Below are 17,232 nucleotides of genomic sequence, written 5' to 3'. Positions count from 1 at the left end.
ATTAATATCTTTATATTAAATTTTTGAAATATATAAAAAGTACTTTTCTCTTCCTCCTCTATACCTCAATTAAGAGTGTGCAGTTATTATTTGAATTCGGGTTTTCAATGCTTAGCTAAACGTAATATATAATTTATTATTAGGCATGTTGCCATGATACATACCTTAAATAATCGCCATAAAATAATAGTTTCACTAATGCGCATCTAGTTAACCAAGAGATATTTAGCATTTAAGCCAGCCTAAGCGAAAAAATCCCTAGCTTAGATAGCTAGGGATTTTTTGTTGGTGAACTAACTCGTCTGCCTTTAACATTGAATGTTACAAATCGATTATACTCGTTCCCCTATGGCACAATTTTAAACGATGGGTTTGCTTGGGTTAGCGACTTAGCGAGTTTTTGAATTACTGTCTGATCGCCTTGTAAACTGGCTTGCTTGGTTTTCAGTAATTCCGCGATGCTCACCTGCTGTAAACTAAACTTATCAACATCTTCTTTGTTGATGGTAAAGGTTGCATCTGCAGCGCTCTTTTTAGTCACTTTGATGTTGTTGAGGTTACCGTTACTCATTTCAACATAGTAAGTTTCGTTAATATCAGGCAGTACGATATTCATGGTAAAGCTATTGTGTTGGGCAACACTGGCATCAACTTGCACTGCCAGATAATCTAAAATCATCCCCATGTCCATTTCACTGATCACATCAGCAGAATTGCCTTTTAACACTGTTTCTTGAATGCCATGGCGCAGTTCATAAGCACCACTTAAATACACGTTGCGCCAGCCCGCGCCTTCACTTTGATAGCCCAGTTGCTCGTAGGTATCAGCCAGTAAGTCGCGGCCTTGTTGTAGCTCAGCGCAAGCGGTTACGACTTTATTCATTGCCGTGGCAACAAAATTATATTCGCCTTTATCAAAGTCGCCCTGCGCTTTGGTTAACACCGCTTTACAGCCTCCCATGTACTCAACAAACTTAGCCGCTTCAGCTTGGGTTGGCAGTGGGTTAAGGTTTGCCGGATTCATATCAAAATAGCCAAGATACAAATTATATACCGCTCTGGCATTATGGCTATAGGTGCCGTGGTATCCATTGGTATGCCATGCACTTTGAATGGTTTCTGGGATCAGGTTTTGGATCTCCCAGCCAATGTCTTGCATCACTACGCCGTTATTGGCTAAACGCAGCGACTGATTATGAACAAAGCCATAGTTGTCTCGTTGCAGTTTAAGAAAGTCATTTAAATCTTCATTGCCCCAAATCGGCGCTGAGTGCGCAGCAAATAACACATCCGCTTCAGCACCAAACTCAGTGATCACCTCATTAATTTTCTTTGACCACAGTAGCGCATCTCTGGTTTTCGCACCGCGTAAGGTGTAAATGTTATGCATGCCTTTATAGGTCAGCTCTGCTGCCCAAATGGCGTTCATACTTGGAATATAGGCCACAGCTTCTGAGGTCGCCTCTGTACCAGACGCATTCATGAAAATAAATTCAAGTCCATCAATAGTCCAAGACTCAATATCAGCTTTATGATTAGTTTCAATTGGTTTGACGTAGCTTAGCTCGCCTTTAGTGACCGCATTTGATAGCGCTGCATCAACAATACCGGTTTCACCAATTGGCAATACGGTGCCATATTGATAAGACACGCGGCGTGACATGGCATTACCCGCTAGCACGTTTTCATCAACTATTTCTTTGGTGATGTTTTTAGAGCCATAAGCCACTACATCAGGGAACATTTTTTGAATACCACGCGCGCCGCCAAAATGATCGCCATGGGAGTGGGAATAGATCATCGCTACCACAGGTAAATCGCCGTCTTCTGGTAAGTTGTTTAACGCAAAACGAAGCGATGCTTCAGCAGCCTCTGGGGTCGTTAACGGATCTAAAATAATCCAGCCTGTTTCACCTCTAACAAGGCTCATATTGGCAAGGTCGGTGCCGCGTACCTGAAAGATTTTATCTGAGACTTGATACAAGCCTGCCGCTTCATGGTTCACTTGTCCTTGACGCCATAATGATGGATTCACCGTATCAGGGGTTTTACCTTCTAAAAATCGATAGTCATTCCAAATGATGGCTGCGGTCGTTTCATCAAATTCGGCGATTAAGCCTTTACGGGTTTCTTCAAAACCCTTGGTATTGTTAAAGTCTAAGGTTTTGGCAAAAGCTTTATTGGCTGCAATCGTCGCTTTGGTGGCTGGCTTTCCTTGGTATTCGAATGTGGTAGTAAGCGCATGCTCATCAGTGCCTGCGCTATGGTCATGATCGTGCGCCACGACAGCTGAAGAACATACAGACAAAATTACTGTAGTAATAATTGATTTTTTCATAAACACCTCGGTTTAAAGTAAAGCCAGATATCAGTTTAAGGGGACTAAATATCATCAATAGGTGTATTATATATAAGCTGTGACAACGATGAATAAGCTACAAGTGATGTTAAACATAAGCCTGACTTATATTAAAGAGGCCGTAATATGGATTTGAATCTGCTAAACACCTTCATGAAAGTGTATGAATTACAGTCATACACTAAAGCTGCCGAGCATTTTAATATCAGTCAGGCGGCGGTGAGTATGCGTATAAAACAACTTGAAGCCGATATCGCTAATACGTTATTTATCCGCAAAGGCCGCTCTATTGAGCCTACTGCCCATGCCAATTACATGATGACTAAACTCGCGCCAGCGTCAGATTTAGTTTATGAAGCCCTATTTAAAGTCGGCCATAAAATTTATGCCCCTGATTTATTGGTTTATGACTTAGCCAGCCTCGACATTGACGTGTATACCCCACCGCTGAATCAAGAGCAGATTTTTACTGATATCAGAAATCGAAAGGTCGACTTGGTATTAGACTTTGTCACCATTAACGACCCAAGCGTGGTGAGTGAAAAGGTATCTGAAGAAGAAGTGATGGTTGCCGTAAGACAAGATCATCCTCGGATTGTAGACTCAATCACTGAACAAGAGTTTTATAATGAGCGCCATGTATCCATCAATGTCAGGCGCGAAAAGTCGAACTTATTTATGCTATTAAGTGACGCGCCAAAACCCAGAGATATTGCTCATGAGGCCACTTCGCTAGTCTCGCAGCTTGCCTATGTTGCCCATACTGATGCCATATCCATCACCCCGAAACGATTTACTTCGATTGCAGCAAAACTTGGCGTAAAGCTACTTGCTTGCCCAATGAAAATGAATAAAGCGCCCATCTCGATGCTTTATCATCGATCATTTTTACATAATGATGAGCATATAAAATTAAGGCAAAAAGTGAAAAATAAAATCAGCCTTCGCAATTAAGGTTAAGCAACTGATTTTTTTATTTGAATGTTGAGATAACAAGATAGTTACCCCCAAAAAATATGCTGCCCAATAATGTTAAGGACAACTAATGACCGTTTGTGTAAACACCACCAAATTAATCTGTTTTTTATTATTACTAACTAGTCAAAGCTATGGCTATGCCTCCTCGTTATTAGGTAATACAGCGCCTAAAAAAGTCAGCATTACAACTACATCAATAGCAAGGTTAATCAAGGACACCATAGATGATTCACCTCAGCCATTTAGTGGCAGCGTCATTTTACTAGAAAATGGTAAGCCACTGCTCAAGTTACAAAAAGGCAAAGAAATTACCCAAGGTTCTAGCTTTGTTATAGCATCTCTTTCTAAACAAATTACCGCCACTTTGATTCTGCAAGCTGTCGATGCTGGTCAGCTAGACTTAAAGGGTTCACTGAATAGTTATCTTTTTGATGAGGCTGCCCCTAATCAACCCAAACAGCACAACAGTATTGAGTCGAGCTCAATCGAAAAAACTCATTTTGATCCTAAACGATATAACGAAACAATTACCATACATCACCTCCTTAGTCACACCTCTGGAGTTGACAAGTTAGGCCAGCCCAATAAATTTGAACCTGGCAGTCAATTTCAATACTCTAACTTTGGTTATTCTCTTTTAGGGCAACTACTCGAACAGGTAAACCAACAATCATTTGCTCAACAGATTGTGCAGTTTTCACAAAATAATAAGCTAGACGAGCTTTATGCAGAAGTGGGCAGTATTGATAGTATTCGACGAAAAGTGACTTCACTGGCTGTCGGCCTAAATGAATCAGATGTTCTTACAGCTACAGATTTAGTGATTGACGAAGCACTTCTCCCTGCAGGAGGGTTAATTGCATCCACAAAAGCTTTTGCCTCATTTCAGCATAAATTACATTCTGGTAAGTTTATCAGCCCAAAAAGTTATGGGCTTATGACACAGTCTCATAGCAAGATTAAATTTTTATGGCCGGACATGATTTATGGCTACGGGCTTAGGATCAATAAAGAAGATGGCATTTTAGAGTACAGCCATACTGGCTACTTATCTGGCTACATGTCTATGTCACTCCACTACCCAGAATATAATGTAGATTTGGTCATGTTAGAAAACATATCCTTAAATCTAAATGATCTCAGCCGCGTCTTCGAGCTTCACACCCAGATACGACAAGCTATTCGTCACAATTTATCCCTCAACAAACGATAACGCCTCTGTAAACATTAACTCCCCAGTAAATAAAGTGAAGCCCTCAAAATTAACTCCTCAATATTAACCAGCCAAGTAGCATGGCTGGTTAATCTTTTAAGCAGACAAGCGCTGCAAAAGCTAAGCAAAAAAACTTTAGTAACAGAAATTTAGTAAAAAAGTTTAGTAAAAAACTAGCTCAAGCTTTTAGCTAAGTCCTCAATCACATTCAGCGCATTAGATAACTGCGCATTTGATAAGTATGGTGCGGGGCCAAAGCGTAACTGATTGCCGCGACTGTCACATAAAATACCTTGTTTCCCCAGCGCCACAACCCACTGATTGGCTTTGGCGGTGGTTAAAGACAAAAATCCGGCATTATCAATAATGTTATGTGATGGCAAAGCTAAAACCTCACGGCTTAAGCCCATAGTTTCAATCCCTTGCCATAAGGCAGTAATTTGCTGCTGACTTATCGCCCTCAGCTTGATGTCAGTAAGCTTATGTTGCTCAAAAAAATCAAACACTTCAGCGGCGCGGTAATGGCTGGCGGGATCATAAGTCGAGCCTGCAAAAGCGCTTTGACCCGGGCCATAACCCACTTTCCCCGGTACGTGATCAAGTACCTCAAATTCCGCATACCAGCCAGTGATAATCGGGCTGCCCTGATACTCTGCAGGAATGCGCAGCATGCAATTGCCCTCACCTGCCTGACAATATTTGTAGCCACCAGCAACGATAAATGCCGAGGAGAGCTGCCATGCATCGAGATTAAATGGCAGCACATTAAGGGCATGATAGGCATCAACCAAACAAGGGATGTTTAAATCTTGTGCCGCTTTTGCCACCAAGCCAACGTCGTTAAATATCTCACTGGTGCCAAAAAATACTGCTGATAACATTACGGCATCGGTATCGCTATCAAGCTTGTTGATGATGCGCTCAGCTAAAGTGTCACTTGGCTGCACCTCAACCACTTCAATATCAACATTGATGTCTTTTAAACGGCTCAGCTGGCGCCTCAAGGAGTGAAATTCACCATCTGTAGTGACAATCTTAATCGGGCGTTTAAGGGGCTGTTTAAAGCAATGCAAGTCGGACAAAAAGCGTAAGATCAGTTCATGGGTTGAAGCGCCTAAGGCAATTTGCGCTTGGGGCTCACCCAATAAACCACGGTAAAAGTCACGCACCCGGTCAGCTTTTTCAAAGGCTAGTGACCATTTTTCATCTATGTGTTTTGCGGCATCATCAAAGCACTTTACTAAGCCCAGCTTTGCTACATCAGGCCAGGCTTGATGAGAGTGGCCCGACAATAAAATACGCTCGCTCACCTTAAAGCTTTGATAGTGAGTTTGTAGTGTTAGCGCAAAATCCTGATCCATGCTTGCTCTCCAAAACCGATTATTTTTATTGGTAATCTTGTGTTATTTGTAACTGATACTATTACTGATATCGCTACTGATATTGCTGCCCGCGCTCGTACTTGTGCTAGCAGGGTTGTAAATATAGTAGTAAACCCGTAATCAAATTTACAGATGGGTGCGTAACTCAAACAGCTCAGGGAAAAAGCTAATATCCAGGGCTTTTTTCAAGAAGCCCACCCCAGATGAGCCGCCCGTACCCATTTTATTGCCAATTATGCGCTGCACGGTATACATATGCTTAAAGCGCCACTGCTGAAAACTGTCTTCGATATCAATTAACTTTTCGGCGAGTTCATACAGTTGAAAGTGCTCGTCGGCATTTTGGTAGACGTTTAGCCATGCATTTAACACTGAATCATTACGCTCATAGGGCTGGCTAAAATCACGATTTAACTGCAATGCTTCAATATGTAAACCACGCTCATGCAATACTTTTAAAGTGACATCATACAAACTAGGCGCTTCGAGAATTTGCGTTAACTCTTGATGCACCACAGGATCGCTTTCATGCACTTTTAGTAAAGAGGCGTTCTTGTTACCCAATAAAAACTCCAACTTACGATAACCATAAGACTGAAATCCCGATGAGTGGCCTAAAGAATCTCGAAATTTAAGGTAATCCACAGGGGTAAGTGTTGAAAGAATATTCCACGACTGAGTTAACTGGTTAAAAATCTGTTTGACCCGAGAAATCACTTTAAAAGCATGACCAAAATCGCCCTGCTGGATATTGGTAATCGCCACACTGAGTTCATGCCCTGCTAGCTTTAGCCACAATTCACTGGATTGATGGATAACAATAAACAACATCTCATCATGTTGATCTGATAATGGCTGCTGCGCCGACAACACTTGATTTAACTGTAGATAATCGCCATAGGACATATCATCTTTAAAGTCGGTGTGAATATCCTCTTCCATCGCCCGATAGTTACTGTGGGGACAACTCATGTTTATCGCTCCGGTTATTATTTTTATGCCTCAAAAACGATTTATTTAATCACGAACACTGCCTCAAGTCAGTGAGGACTGAATATTAACGTCATGCCTTACTGTACGCCTGAGTTAACACTGACGTTACAAGTGCCGATAACAAAACTGACAGCTCAACCGATAACTAAACCAACAGCCATTGTCCAAAAGCCAGTTAATTGATCAAAAAAACAGAGATGATTAACTGAATCAATCTTGACAAAGCACACATAACACACATATCTTTACAGTATAAAGTTTACACCGTAAGGATTGCTTTTTAACTTTGCCTTACTCGTTCGAGCCTTATCTGTTCAAAGGGACACAAGGGATTTATACCGCAAGTCGATATAACAAATTGATACTAACAATGGAGCTGAAACCACAATGACAGATTTTGATGCGATTGTAATTGGAGCAGGGAACGCTGGCTTAACCGCAGCAACCACCTTGCAAAGAGGCGGAGCAAGAACATTATTGCTCGAACGCCATAATATTCCTGGAGGTTGTGCCACCTCTTTTGTGCGCGGTAATTTTGAATTTGAAGTGGCCCTGCATCAACTTAGCGGCATGGGCACCGAGCAAAACCCGTTTATCATGCGTCAAATATTCACTGAACTGGGCATAATGGATCAACTTGATGTGGTTGAAGAGCGCGAGCTATATCGCTTTGTAATGCCATCAGCTGACGGCGGTAAGCCTGAAATTGATATTACCTTGCCTGCGCATTGGAAAGCGCTGGGTAAAACACTGGTGACGCACTACCCAGAAGAAGCAGACAATATTGGCCAGTTTTTAGCTTTATGTGAAGGCCTTGCCATGGAATGCTTTATGGTCATGCCTAAAGTAAGACATTCAAATGATGAAGCCGTTTTAAAAGCAAGCTGCCCGTTATTTGTGAAGTACGGCTTAAAGCCAGCCAAAGAATTACTGGATCAATTTTTTACCAATAAAGATCTCAAAGCCGTTATCGCCGCCTACTGGTGCTATCTGGGTTTACCGCCAAAAGACTTCCCGTTTCGCGACTTGGCAGTGATGCTATATGCCTACGCATCATTCAAACCTTGTCATATTAAAGGCGGCTCACAAGCAATTTCTAGCGCCTTATTGGAATCATTCCTTAATGCGGGGGGTGAAGTGCGCTTTAACTGCGGCGCTGACAAAATTATCACTGAAAATAACCAAGTGGTTGGGGTTAAAACAGAGCACAATGAGATATTTACCTGTAAGCAAGTTATCTCCAATACCAGCCCATTACACACCTTCAATGAACTGCTGGATATTCCAACGCCGAAACAAGCCGCCTTTGATATGAAGTCGCGCCGTATCGGTACCTCTGCTTTCGTGCTTTACCTAGGGTTAGATTGCTCCCCAAGTGATATCGGCGTGACTGCGGCATCCAACTTTATTATTGATGATCGAGACGAAGAAGTGGCTCATGAGATCATGCAATCGTTAACGCCGCCAAAACACACCATGATGACCTGCTATAACCATGATGATCCCAGTTTTGCCCCGCAAGGTAAGTCGGCATTATCTTTACTTTGTTTGCAGTATGGCGAACCTTGGCAAGCACTCAGCCCTGAAGATTATGCTCGTACCAAATACCAGTTTGCAGAAAAACTCCTTGATCACGCCGAGCGAGTATTTCCTCACATTCGTGAGCATATTGAAGAAGTAGAAGTGGCCACCCCATTAACCATGATGCGTTACTTAAATACCCCCCATGGGGCGATATATGGTTTCCAGCAAAACACCCAAGATGCCAATATATTTCGTCGCCGCGTCAGTGAAGTAGCCGGTCTCAACTTAGCAGGTTGCTGGAATGGCATGGGCGGCTTCCAGCCAACCTATATGGTCGGTCAAAGCACCGCCAAAGAAGTACTAAAGCAATTATCAAAGCCTAAAGCGGCCTCGCAACCACAACAGGAGTTATCACATGCCTAATTCAGTCATCGAAAAAGAACAACGCACCGTGGTGAATATTTTGCATGCGGTCGACGGTTACAATGAAGCGCTAGCACACCAAAAAAACTTGTATCAGGCAGGCACCGACTTTAACGAACAAAAAGGCAATGTGGCCCAAACTATCGCTCGGTTACATCCTAAAAGATTAAAGCTCACTGTCAGTGAGGTGATTGTCGATACCCCAAGCACAGTCACCTTGCGCTTAACCTCAAACACCCAAACCCTGCCGCCATTTCAGGCAGGCCAATATATTAATTTATTTGTCGATATTAACGGCACTAAAACCGCTAGACCTTACGCCATATCCTCAGCGCCCCAGCAGCGAGAATATTATGATTTAACCATCAAACGGGTTGAGGGTGGCTTTGTATCTAACTATTTACTAGATCAAGTGAAACCGGGTGATAGCTTTGAAAGCACAGGTCCCATGGGCACCTTTTACCATAACCCGCTATTTCACGGTGATGACTTAGTCTTCATTGCAGGCGGTTCAGGCATTGCCCCAGCCAGAAGTATGATCAAAGACATTGTTGCCAACACCTTAGTTGAGCGTAAGAAAAACCAAAAGCTGCATCTTATCTATACCAGCAGTTATCAAGCTGATGTGATTTTTGATGAAGAATTAAAGCAACTTGAAAAAGAGCATGATTTTTTGCGCATCAGTTGGATCATTACCCGTCCCAACGAGCAATACCAAGGGATGACAGGACGGATTAATGTTGAGCGGCTGACACAATTGTTAGGGGATGACGCTGAAAAATTATCACAGAAGATGTTCTATGTATGCGGGCCTACCAGCTTTCATGACCACTGCGCTGAGCAACTCAGGCTACTTAACGTCAAAGCCAGACGAGTACGAATAGAATGTAATGGCCCGCCTAAAAAACCACAAAACTTAGCGGGATGGCCGAGCAATGTTAACGCCTCAGATGTGATTAAGGTGACGATTAAAGGCCAAGGCAGTTTTGAAGCCAGAGTGGATGAGCCATTACTCAACAGCATGGAGCGTTATGGCTTTAGCGCCGAGAATGCCTGCCGCTCTGGTGAATGCAGCTTATGTCGAGTGAAGGTGTTAAACGGCGCGGTATTTAACCCCGCAGAAGCAAAGCTACGCTCAACCGATGAAGCTTATGGCTGGTGTCATTCTTGTGTGGCTTTTCCCTTAAGCGACATTGAAATTATGATTTAAGCTTGAAATAAACCGAGCTGGCGTCAGCTAAATATTGTTTTAAGTTAACCCCTTGCGGTAACTGAATATGGCCTTCGGTCATAAGTGCCGCCATGCCGTGTACCATAGCCCAAGCGCCAATTGCTTGGGCTTTTACTTTTTGGTTGTCTTCATTTTGTAAGGCAAAGGCGGAGCGAAGCAAATTAAATGGTCGTCTTAGTTGCTCATTTTCATTATGACTATTCTCACTATGGTTATTTTGTTCAGTCGACGAACTTGTCTTTAATGCTGGCGTTTTCATTGCTGAAGCCTCAACTTGACCAAGCATCAAACGGTATAGTTGTGGATTCGCGATGGCAAACTCTAAGTAGCTCACCCCATAAGCCAACACTAACTCTCCCGCTACCGCAGCATCATTTTTATCTAGATGTGCCGTGCAGTGTTCCATCGCATCAGCCATGAGTACAAAACCAGACTCAATAATATGACTCAGCAATTGTTTTTTGTTTTTGAAATGCGCATAAGGTGCCATATGAGAAACACCCACTTCAGCCGCTATCGCCCGCAGTGACAAGGCATTAGCGCCATCGCGTTGCAAGATAGTATTGGCTGCAGCAATCAAAGACGCCTTTAAGTCACCGTGATGATATTGTTTATCACTCATAAAACTCATACACCTTAAGTCTAATATGTTAATTATTATAATGAGGGCAACGTGAGAAATCATTAGAAATATATAATAAATCCAATATCTTGCTTTAAATTAGATGACGAGTTTTACAATAATGCTTGTACCCAATAGCCAAAAAGCCTATTTAACGATTAGCGCCACTGTCACGCAGTAGTCTTTATTCCCCCTCAACAATCCGCTGACCCTTTTTTGAGATAGCAAATCCGCCAAACAACATAGGCTCTTTAAAATAACGACAATGTTATAAATTGATTTAAAATAGAACGTTAGCCTAAGACTTAAAGTGCATTAGGCTTGTCACGCCTCTTTTATTGCTTAATCGTTAAGGTTAATCATCATCCTGAAAGCGATCGGCAATTTTAATAAACTCTTCTTGAAGCGCATCAAAGGCATCTGCTATATGTGGGTCGAAATGACAGCCGCGGCCTTCTTTGATTATGCTTGTAGCCTGTTCGTGTGTAAAAGGCGGCTTGTAAACTCGACGACTAATAAGTGCATCATAACAATCGGCAATGGCCATAATCCGTGCCGACAAGGGAATATCTTCTTCAGCTAAACCTTCTGGATAGCCGCTGCCATCCCAACGCTCATGGTGACTATAAGCTATATCTTTAGCGATGCTTAAATAGCTTGAATTTCCGTATTCATTTTCAGCGCTTTCCATTGCTGATTTACCATATTCGGCATGCTTTTTCATTTCACTCCATTCGCCTTTATCAAGCTTGCCAGGCTTTAGTAAAACGGCATCCGGAACCCCCACTTTACCAATATCGTGTAACGGCGCTGATTTAAACAATAGGTCAATGTAAGCATCATCAATACTCGCAGAATAAGGTGAGTTTTCTCTTAAATATTCAGCTAAGGCTTTAACGTAATATTGAGTGCGACGAATATGTTTACCGGTTTCATTATCACGAGTTTCTGCTAGCGAGGCCATACAGTAAATAGCGACATCTTGGGTTCGAGATATTTCAGCCGTTCGCTCAAGCACTTTGGCTTCTAAGTCATGGTTTTGCTCTGCCAGAGCTCTATTTGCCGAAGTTAAGGCCAAATGGGTTTTAACTCGAGCTCGAATAATGGGAAGGCTAAAAGGTTTGGTGATGTAATCAACAGCACCCAATTCAAAGCCCAATATTTCTTCTTCTATTTCAGCCTTTACCGTCAAAAAAATTATCGGTATGTTGCTAGTGTCAGGGTTACTTTTTAACTTTTTACATACCTCATAGCCGTCTAATCCAGGCATCAAAATATCCAGTAACACTAAATCAGGCATAAAGCCTTGGGCGATACGCTCCAGTGCTTGTTCGCCACTTTTCGCCACAGAAACATGGTATTTACTCCCCAAAACCTCGATCAATACACTAATGTAAAATGCTTCATCATCAACAATTAATATTTTATCTTTAAGATATGGTGACATGTTCAGTTTCCTGTTCAGTTTCCTGTTCTGCTTGGGCTATGACTTGGGCGATTAATTCTCTAGCATTATCAAACTCAAATTCATTGACCTGCTCGATAAGTTTCTCAATCAGATGACTATCGACCTCGCCATCGAGGGCTAATATGTTTTCTTTAGCTTGCGGATTTCCAGCTGCTAATAGCTCATCAAGCGGTGATAAAACCCTGCTTAAATTGGCTGATACTTTAAACGGCTGTCTTATGTCAGTGCTATTACTTACGGATTGATTAATCCATTGGCATTGCTCAAGCCCTGCGATTAATACCGTAAGACTATCGGTAAAAGCTTGCCACTCAGGGACATCAAAGGGGGATGGGTGACTATGCAGTTGGCTTTCTAGATTAGCCGACGCCTGCTCTAGTTGTTTAGCACCAATATTGCCAGCAACACCTCTTAAAGTATGAACGGCTCGTATGGTTGATTTTAAATCGTCAGCATCTTGATAACTCTGCAACAAGTGCAACTGATCTTTGTGACGCTGATAAAACTCACCAATAAGTTGCGCATAAAGCTGTTGGTTGCCCCCTAATCGCTTAATACCCCAGTGCACATCAACTCCCTCTATGGGGGCAAGCGACATATTTTGCTGCCCCTGAACTTTCTGGCTTTGTTTATGGGTAAGGTAGGGGCTAAGGGCTAAATAAAGCTGATCGGGCTCAACGGGTTTAGCCAGGTGAGCGTTCATCCCAACTTGTAAGCACTTATCGCGATCCCCTTTCATCGCATGGGCGGTCATCGCAATAATCGGGAGTTGTTTTTTATCAAAACGGCTGCGGAGGATTTCGGTGGCTTCGAAACCATCCATAATCGGCATTTGTACATCCATCAAAACAACATCAAATGTCTGCTCATCAACCATTTCTATTGCTTGCTTACCATTGTCGGCTACTGCTGAGGTTAACCCCATACGCTGTAAAAATTCAGTAGCGACCTGTTGATTAATCGATTGATCTTCTACCAATAACACATGGCCCTCTAACTGCTCAATCGTATTCTTCTCTGTTGCTGGCCCCATGGGCTGCGAAGGCTCAAAGATTTTCATCAAGGTATCAAATAGCACTGACGCATTAAGCGGTTTAATTAAAAATGCATCCAGCAAATCATTTTCCACCTCATTCATCACATCTTCACGCCCGTAAGCGGTAATTAAGATTATTGACGGTTGCTTACGCAGCGGTAAGTATTTAATGCTTCGGCTAGCCTCAATGCCATTCATTTTTGGCATCTGCCAATCCATTAACACTAATTGATATGGCCGCTCATCTTCCATATTGTTGATCACGCTAAGCATTTCAATCGCTTGCGCACCACTGACTGCGGTCTCAACTTCAAAGGAAAATGACTCCAGCAGCTCTTTTAAAATTTCTCTGGCATTGTCATTATCATCAACCACAAGCACTCTCATCCCTTTAAGGGAAGCACATTCCGTAATGACTGATTTTCGACTAGAAGTGACTTTAGGCACTGCAAGATTAAGCCTAAAGCTAAAGGTGCTACCTTGATCGGGTTGACTGGTTGCAGAAATATCACCTTGCATTAATTCAACTAATTGCTTACTGATGCTCAAGCCTAAACCAGTACCACCATGGAGCCGAGTAATACTGCCATCAGCCTGAGTGAAGGCATTGAAAATACTAGTTAAATTAGCTGGTTCAATCCCTATACCTGTGTCTTTAACTGAAAATTCTATGGCTACTTGCTCGTCTGTTTGCGACAGCATTTTAGTACGCAGCAATACCTCACCTTTTTCGGTAAACTTTATCGCATTTTGGGTTAGGTTTATTAGCACTTGCTCAATGCGTAACGCATCACCAATAATTGTTTCTGGTATTTTAGGGTCTAACTCAAACTGCAGCTCAATGCCTTTATCGACGGCTTTTATCCCCAATAGGTTGGCAATGTTAGTAAATACTTCATGTAAGAGAAACTCGCTCTGTTCAATTTCGAGTTTACCCGCCTCTACTTTTGAAAAATCGAGTATGTCATTAATAATCCCCAACAAACTTAAAGACGCTCGTCTTATTTTTTCAGAATAATCCTGTTGTTTATGATTTAATTCTGTCCCTTGCAATAAATGCGTCATACCAATAATGGCATTCATGGGGGTGCGAATTTCATGGGACATATTGGCAAGAAACTGACTTTTAAAAGCGCTAGCCTGTAATGCATCACGCTTTGCCTCCTCAAGTTTTTTACTACTTTGTGTTAATTTAAGCCTTGCTTTATTAAGCTTTCTATTCCAAACAAGGGTATACAGTATCATTGGCAACAATATGCCACAGGTAATTAAGATAGCCCGCCAAATCTGATAATGATTATCCTGATGTTCAAACTGCACAGAAAACCACTTATTTTCGATAGCTTGCCGTTGCTGAGGGTCAATTCTCGCAATCGCGAGATTGACAATTTCCAACAATTCAGGCCAATCTTTGCGAATACCGATTGATTGTTTAAAGGTATAAGGCGTGGTTGCGGTCACTTTTACATTACGAATACCGAGTTCTTCTAATGTCCAAGATGAGGCATTTAAATTACCAATATAGCCATCAATTTCACCAGCGCTTAGTGCAATCAGTGCCTCTTTATTGGATGAAAATGGTACTAAATTAAATTGTGGATAATCATGTTTTAATGTCTCTTCGATGGCATAGCCTTTAACCACACCGACTTGCTTATTATCAAGATCATCAAGACTGGTCACAAAACGGGTATCTTGATGAACTAACACCATATATGGACTTTCCAAATAAGGGGTAGAAAACAGCATCACCTCGCGCCGTTCAGGTGTGGGGGTTACAGCAGGTAAAATATCTAGCTCTCCAGCGGAAAACTCTGCCAACACTTGGGACCAGGGTTTGTTAACAGGGGAAATAAACTCTGCACCAATTAAATTTGTCAATCTGGACATCACATCTGCCGACATCCCAGAATAAACACCGTTATCATCAATAAATTCAAAAGGCGGCCAGCTGTTATCAACTCCTAGTCGCCAAGTGGGATGAGCCTCCAACCATGCATGTTGTTTTTGAGTAAAAATAAGTGGACTGCTAATTTTACTGTCTTGATTAATCCAATCAGTATGTATCTGCTGGCGTCTTGACACACTTATCGAATCGAGGGCTTTATTGAGAATGCCAAGCAAGGGCTCCCATTCAGGATCTTTATAAATGGCAAATCTTTGATGAGCGGGCGCAAACATAGGATCGCCACTAAAGGTTAAATTAGTCAGCTGCAAACTATCCATAAGCCAAGTGACAACCGCTTGATTACCAATATACGCATCAACTGTACCGAAAGAGACCGCTTTCAATGCCTCTTCAGTTGTTGAAAAGGTCATTAGATTAATCTCGGGATGATTATTGCTAATTTCATCGACTAAATAAAAGCCTTTCTCTAATGCTAATCTCTTGCCATACAATTCTGTCAATTTGGAATATTGTTGTGCGCCAGTTTTAGAAACAATCACCTTAATCGCACTAAAATAAGGCGCACTAAACCACAGGTTTTTGGCACGGTCTGGTTTTTTTACTAATGTTGCACCTAGTTTTAAATTTCCAGAACTAACCGCAGAAAGCATATCTTGGAAACTACCAAACACTCGAGTGTCAAAGCTCACTCCTAACTGCTTTTCAAAAAGGGTTAAATAGTCATGTAAAATTCCCGAGTGCTCACCATTAGGGTCGATAAAATCTACCGGCGGCCAACGACCGTCTACGCCAATAGGAATAATCGGATGAGCAGCTAGCCATGCTTTTTCTTCTTCTGTAAGGGTAATAATTGGCTGTGTCACTAATAACGGTTCAGCTAAATTTTGATACTCCCAATGAAAACCACTCCACTTAGCAGATATCGCATCTTTTTTCTTATTATCTATTTGTTGTATGCCTGTATCTATTGTTTGCAGTAATTCAACGTTTCCCTTCTTCACTGCTGCGCGAAAAGGATGTGAATATAATGCGGATTCAATGGTTTTGAATTTAGTCGTTGCAGGTGTTTGTTTTAAATAGGTGTCAAGGTAAAGCGGCTGGCAGATAAACAGGCTTATTTCGCCATTAATTGCAGCATCAAATAATGCTTTATAGCCTTTGAAAGTCCTGATGTCGGCATTGGGGAAATATTTTTTTAGCCAATTATGATGAAAACTATTGTGGGTAACACCAATACGGTATTGTGGTATTTGTTTAATAAATTCAATACCTTGCTCTACAGTATTGGCATATAAGAAATATTCACTATGTAACAGTGGCGCAGAAAAAGACATACTTTTAGCGCGTTTTTCATTTTGAAATACCCCAGCCAACAAATCGACTTTATTCTGCGCTAACCAAGTTTGCCCTTCTGCATTAGAGCCTGGTACAAATTCAACGGCTTTACCTGTGATTTGCGACCAAGTACGCCAATAATCAATTAAAATACCAGCAGCTTGGCCTTTGTCATTAAGATATTGCAACGGAGTGCTATCAGTTCGGTAAGCAATACGCACTACTTGCTCATCATTAGGAATTGCTTCAGCTTCAGCTGCTGCCGTAAGGTGACAGAAAAAAGGACAAAAAAAACCGAGGAATAGGCAAGCTAACCTCAATTTCATTGCAAAGTGGCTTACTAAAAGTAGACGAGGCATCCTTGTGAAGCGACTCATGCTAACTCCCTGTATGAGCTTAAAATAATAAATTCCTTATGTGCTTACCTGCACTGAATTAATCTTAGCACTCAAATGGCCAGATGCAATTTTGGCGATAAAATTTCAGCATCAAAACAGTAATTAATAATTCATTTTTAAATCCTTTTATTATTTATTGAAAACAAGTCAACCTAGAGAAAGTTCGTCCCTGAAAAATGACATACCCACCAATGTAAAGCACATAATAACTCCGCAAGTCATTAATGCTATTGACCAACGCAGCCCAAAAAGTACAACGAGACGGTTAGCCAAATAAATTAATACCTTGCGTCAACTCATCATGTGTACGGGGGGAGTAATTTAAAATGAATTATTTAAGGTTTTGTCCCCTAACTAAGAT

Annotated in this window: 10 protein-coding genes; 4 read left to right on the top strand and 6 right to left on the bottom strand. The window is 41.7% G+C overall.

What is annotated here, in order from left to right; translation table 11 throughout:
- Nucleotides 1-346: 346 nt before the first annotated feature.
- Nucleotides 347-2,338 carry an alkyl/aryl-sulfatase gene (locus AB4160_RS18275; RefSeq protein WP_372005852.1) on the bottom strand — a complete coding sequence of 664 codons (1,992 nt, stop codon included), beginning with the start codon at nucleotides 2,336-2,338 and terminating at the stop codon, nucleotides 347-349.
- 147 nt (nucleotides 2,339-2,485) lie between these two features.
- On the opposite strand from AB4160_RS18275, the gene AB4160_RS18270 reads away from it, so the two are divergent.
- Both AB4160_RS18270 and AB4160_RS18265 read left to right on the top strand, forming a co-directional pair.
- Nucleotides 2,486-3,313: a LysR family transcriptional regulator gene (locus tag AB4160_RS18270; protein ID WP_102520891.1), complete on the top strand. Its 828-nt coding sequence runs from the start codon at nucleotides 2,486-2,488 to the stop codon at nucleotides 3,311-3,313.
- 91 nt (nucleotides 3,314-3,404) lie between these two features.
- The gene (locus AB4160_RS18265; protein WP_372005850.1) at nucleotides 3,405-4,550 is read left to right on the top strand and encodes a serine hydrolase domain-containing protein; all 1,146 of its coding nucleotides are present in this window, start codon (nucleotides 3,405-3,407) and stop codon (nucleotides 4,548-4,550) included.
- A 173-nt stretch (nucleotides 4,551-4,723) separates the two neighbouring features.
- Here AB4160_RS18265 and AB4160_RS18260 read toward each other — a convergent pair whose 3' ends face one another.
- Both AB4160_RS18260 and kynA read right to left on the bottom strand, forming a co-directional pair.
- Nucleotides 4,724-5,911, bottom strand: a complete 1,188-nt coding sequence (locus AB4160_RS18260) for a kynureninase (RefSeq protein ID WP_372005848.1) — start codon at nucleotides 5,909-5,911, stop codon at nucleotides 4,724-4,726.
- A 147-nt stretch (nucleotides 5,912-6,058) separates the two neighbouring features.
- On the bottom strand, nucleotides 6,059-6,904 hold the full coding sequence (gene kynA, locus AB4160_RS18255; RefSeq protein WP_102476692.1) for a tryptophan 2,3-dioxygenase: 846 nt from the start codon (nucleotides 6,902-6,904) through the stop codon (nucleotides 6,059-6,061).
- Nucleotides 6,905-7,312: 408 nt separating this feature from the next.
- Here kynA and AB4160_RS18250 point away from each other — a divergent pair, with 408 nt between their 5' ends.
- Both AB4160_RS18250 and AB4160_RS18245 read left to right on the top strand, forming a co-directional pair.
- Complete coding sequence (locus tag AB4160_RS18250; protein ID WP_372005844.1) at nucleotides 7,313-8,872, top strand: phytoene desaturase family protein; 1,560 nt, start codon at nucleotides 7,313-7,315, stop codon at nucleotides 8,870-8,872.
- Nucleotides 8,865-10,082, top strand: a complete 1,218-nt coding sequence (locus AB4160_RS18245; RefSeq protein WP_372005841.1) for an FAD-binding oxidoreductase — start codon at nucleotides 8,865-8,867, stop codon at nucleotides 10,080-10,082. Before AB4160_RS18250 ends, AB4160_RS18245 begins: the two co-directional genes overlap by 8 nt.
- Here AB4160_RS18245 and AB4160_RS18240 read toward each other — a convergent pair.
- The 3 genes from AB4160_RS18240 to AB4160_RS18230 form a co-directional block, all read right to left on the bottom strand.
- Nucleotides 10,072-10,725: a TetR/AcrR family transcriptional regulator gene (locus tag AB4160_RS18240; protein WP_198589377.1), complete on the bottom strand. Its 654-nt coding sequence runs from the start codon at nucleotides 10,723-10,725 to the stop codon at nucleotides 10,072-10,074. The genes AB4160_RS18245 and AB4160_RS18240 overlap by 11 nt on opposite strands.
- Before the next feature lie 355 nt (nucleotides 10,726-11,080).
- The gene (locus AB4160_RS18235; protein WP_372005839.1) at nucleotides 11,081-12,172 is read right to left on the bottom strand and encodes a two-component system response regulator; all 1,092 of its coding nucleotides are present in this window, start codon (nucleotides 12,170-12,172) and stop codon (nucleotides 11,081-11,083) included.
- Entirely contained in the window at nucleotides 12,156-16,850 is a 4,695-nt protein-coding gene (locus AB4160_RS18230) for a transporter substrate-binding domain-containing protein (RefSeq protein ID WP_372005837.1), read from the bottom strand. The genes AB4160_RS18235 and AB4160_RS18230 overlap by 17 nt, the downstream gene beginning before the upstream one ends.
- Nucleotides 16,851-17,232 lie beyond the last annotated feature (382 nt).

Origin of the sequence: Shewanella sp. 10N.286.51.B8 (assembly GCF_041469325.1) — a bacterium.
In the GTDB taxonomy this organism is placed as follows: Bacteria; Pseudomonadota; Gammaproteobacteria; order Enterobacterales; family Shewanellaceae; genus Shewanella.
The sequence above is the reverse complement of the archived record's forward strand: the minus strand, read 5'-3'. Positions and strand labels throughout refer to the sequence as shown.

What these genes read in the sequence shown, in the direction of transcription:
- AB4160_RS18265 (WP_372005850.1), top strand. Translation starts at nt 3,405, where the DNA reads ATGACCGTTTGTGTAAACACCACCAAATTAATCTGTTTTTTATTATTA.
- AB4160_RS18270 (WP_102520891.1), top strand. Translation starts at nt 2,486, where the DNA reads ATGGATTTGAATCTGCTAAACACCTTCATGAAAGTGTATGAATTACAG.
- AB4160_RS18240 (WP_198589377.1), bottom strand. Translation starts at nt 10,725, where the DNA reads ATGAGTGATAAACAATATCATCACGGTGACTTAAAGGCGTCTTTGATT.
- AB4160_RS18235 (WP_372005839.1), bottom strand. Translation starts at nt 12,172, where the DNA reads ATGTCACCATATCTTAAAGATAAAATATTAATTGTTGATGATGAAGCA.
- kynA (WP_102476692.1), bottom strand. Translation starts at nt 6,904, where the DNA reads ATGAGTTGTCCCCACAGTAACTATCGGGCGATGGAAGAGGATATTCAC.
- AB4160_RS18250 (WP_372005844.1), top strand. Translation starts at nt 7,313, where the DNA reads ATGACAGATTTTGATGCGATTGTAATTGGAGCAGGGAACGCTGGCTTA.
- AB4160_RS18275 (WP_372005852.1), bottom strand. Translation starts at nt 2,338, where the DNA reads ATGAAAAAATCAATTATTACTACAGTAATTTTGTCTGTATGTTCTTCA.
- AB4160_RS18260 (WP_372005848.1), bottom strand. Translation starts at nt 5,911, where the DNA reads ATGGATCAGGATTTTGCGCTAACACTACAAACTCACTATCAAAGCTTT.
- AB4160_RS18245 (WP_372005841.1), top strand. Translation starts at nt 8,865, where the DNA reads ATGCCTAATTCAGTCATCGAAAAAGAACAACGCACCGTGGTGAATATT.
- AB4160_RS18230 (WP_372005837.1), bottom strand. Translation starts at nt 16,850, where the DNA reads ATGAGTCGCTTCACAAGGATGCCTCGTCTACTTTTAGTAAGCCACTTT.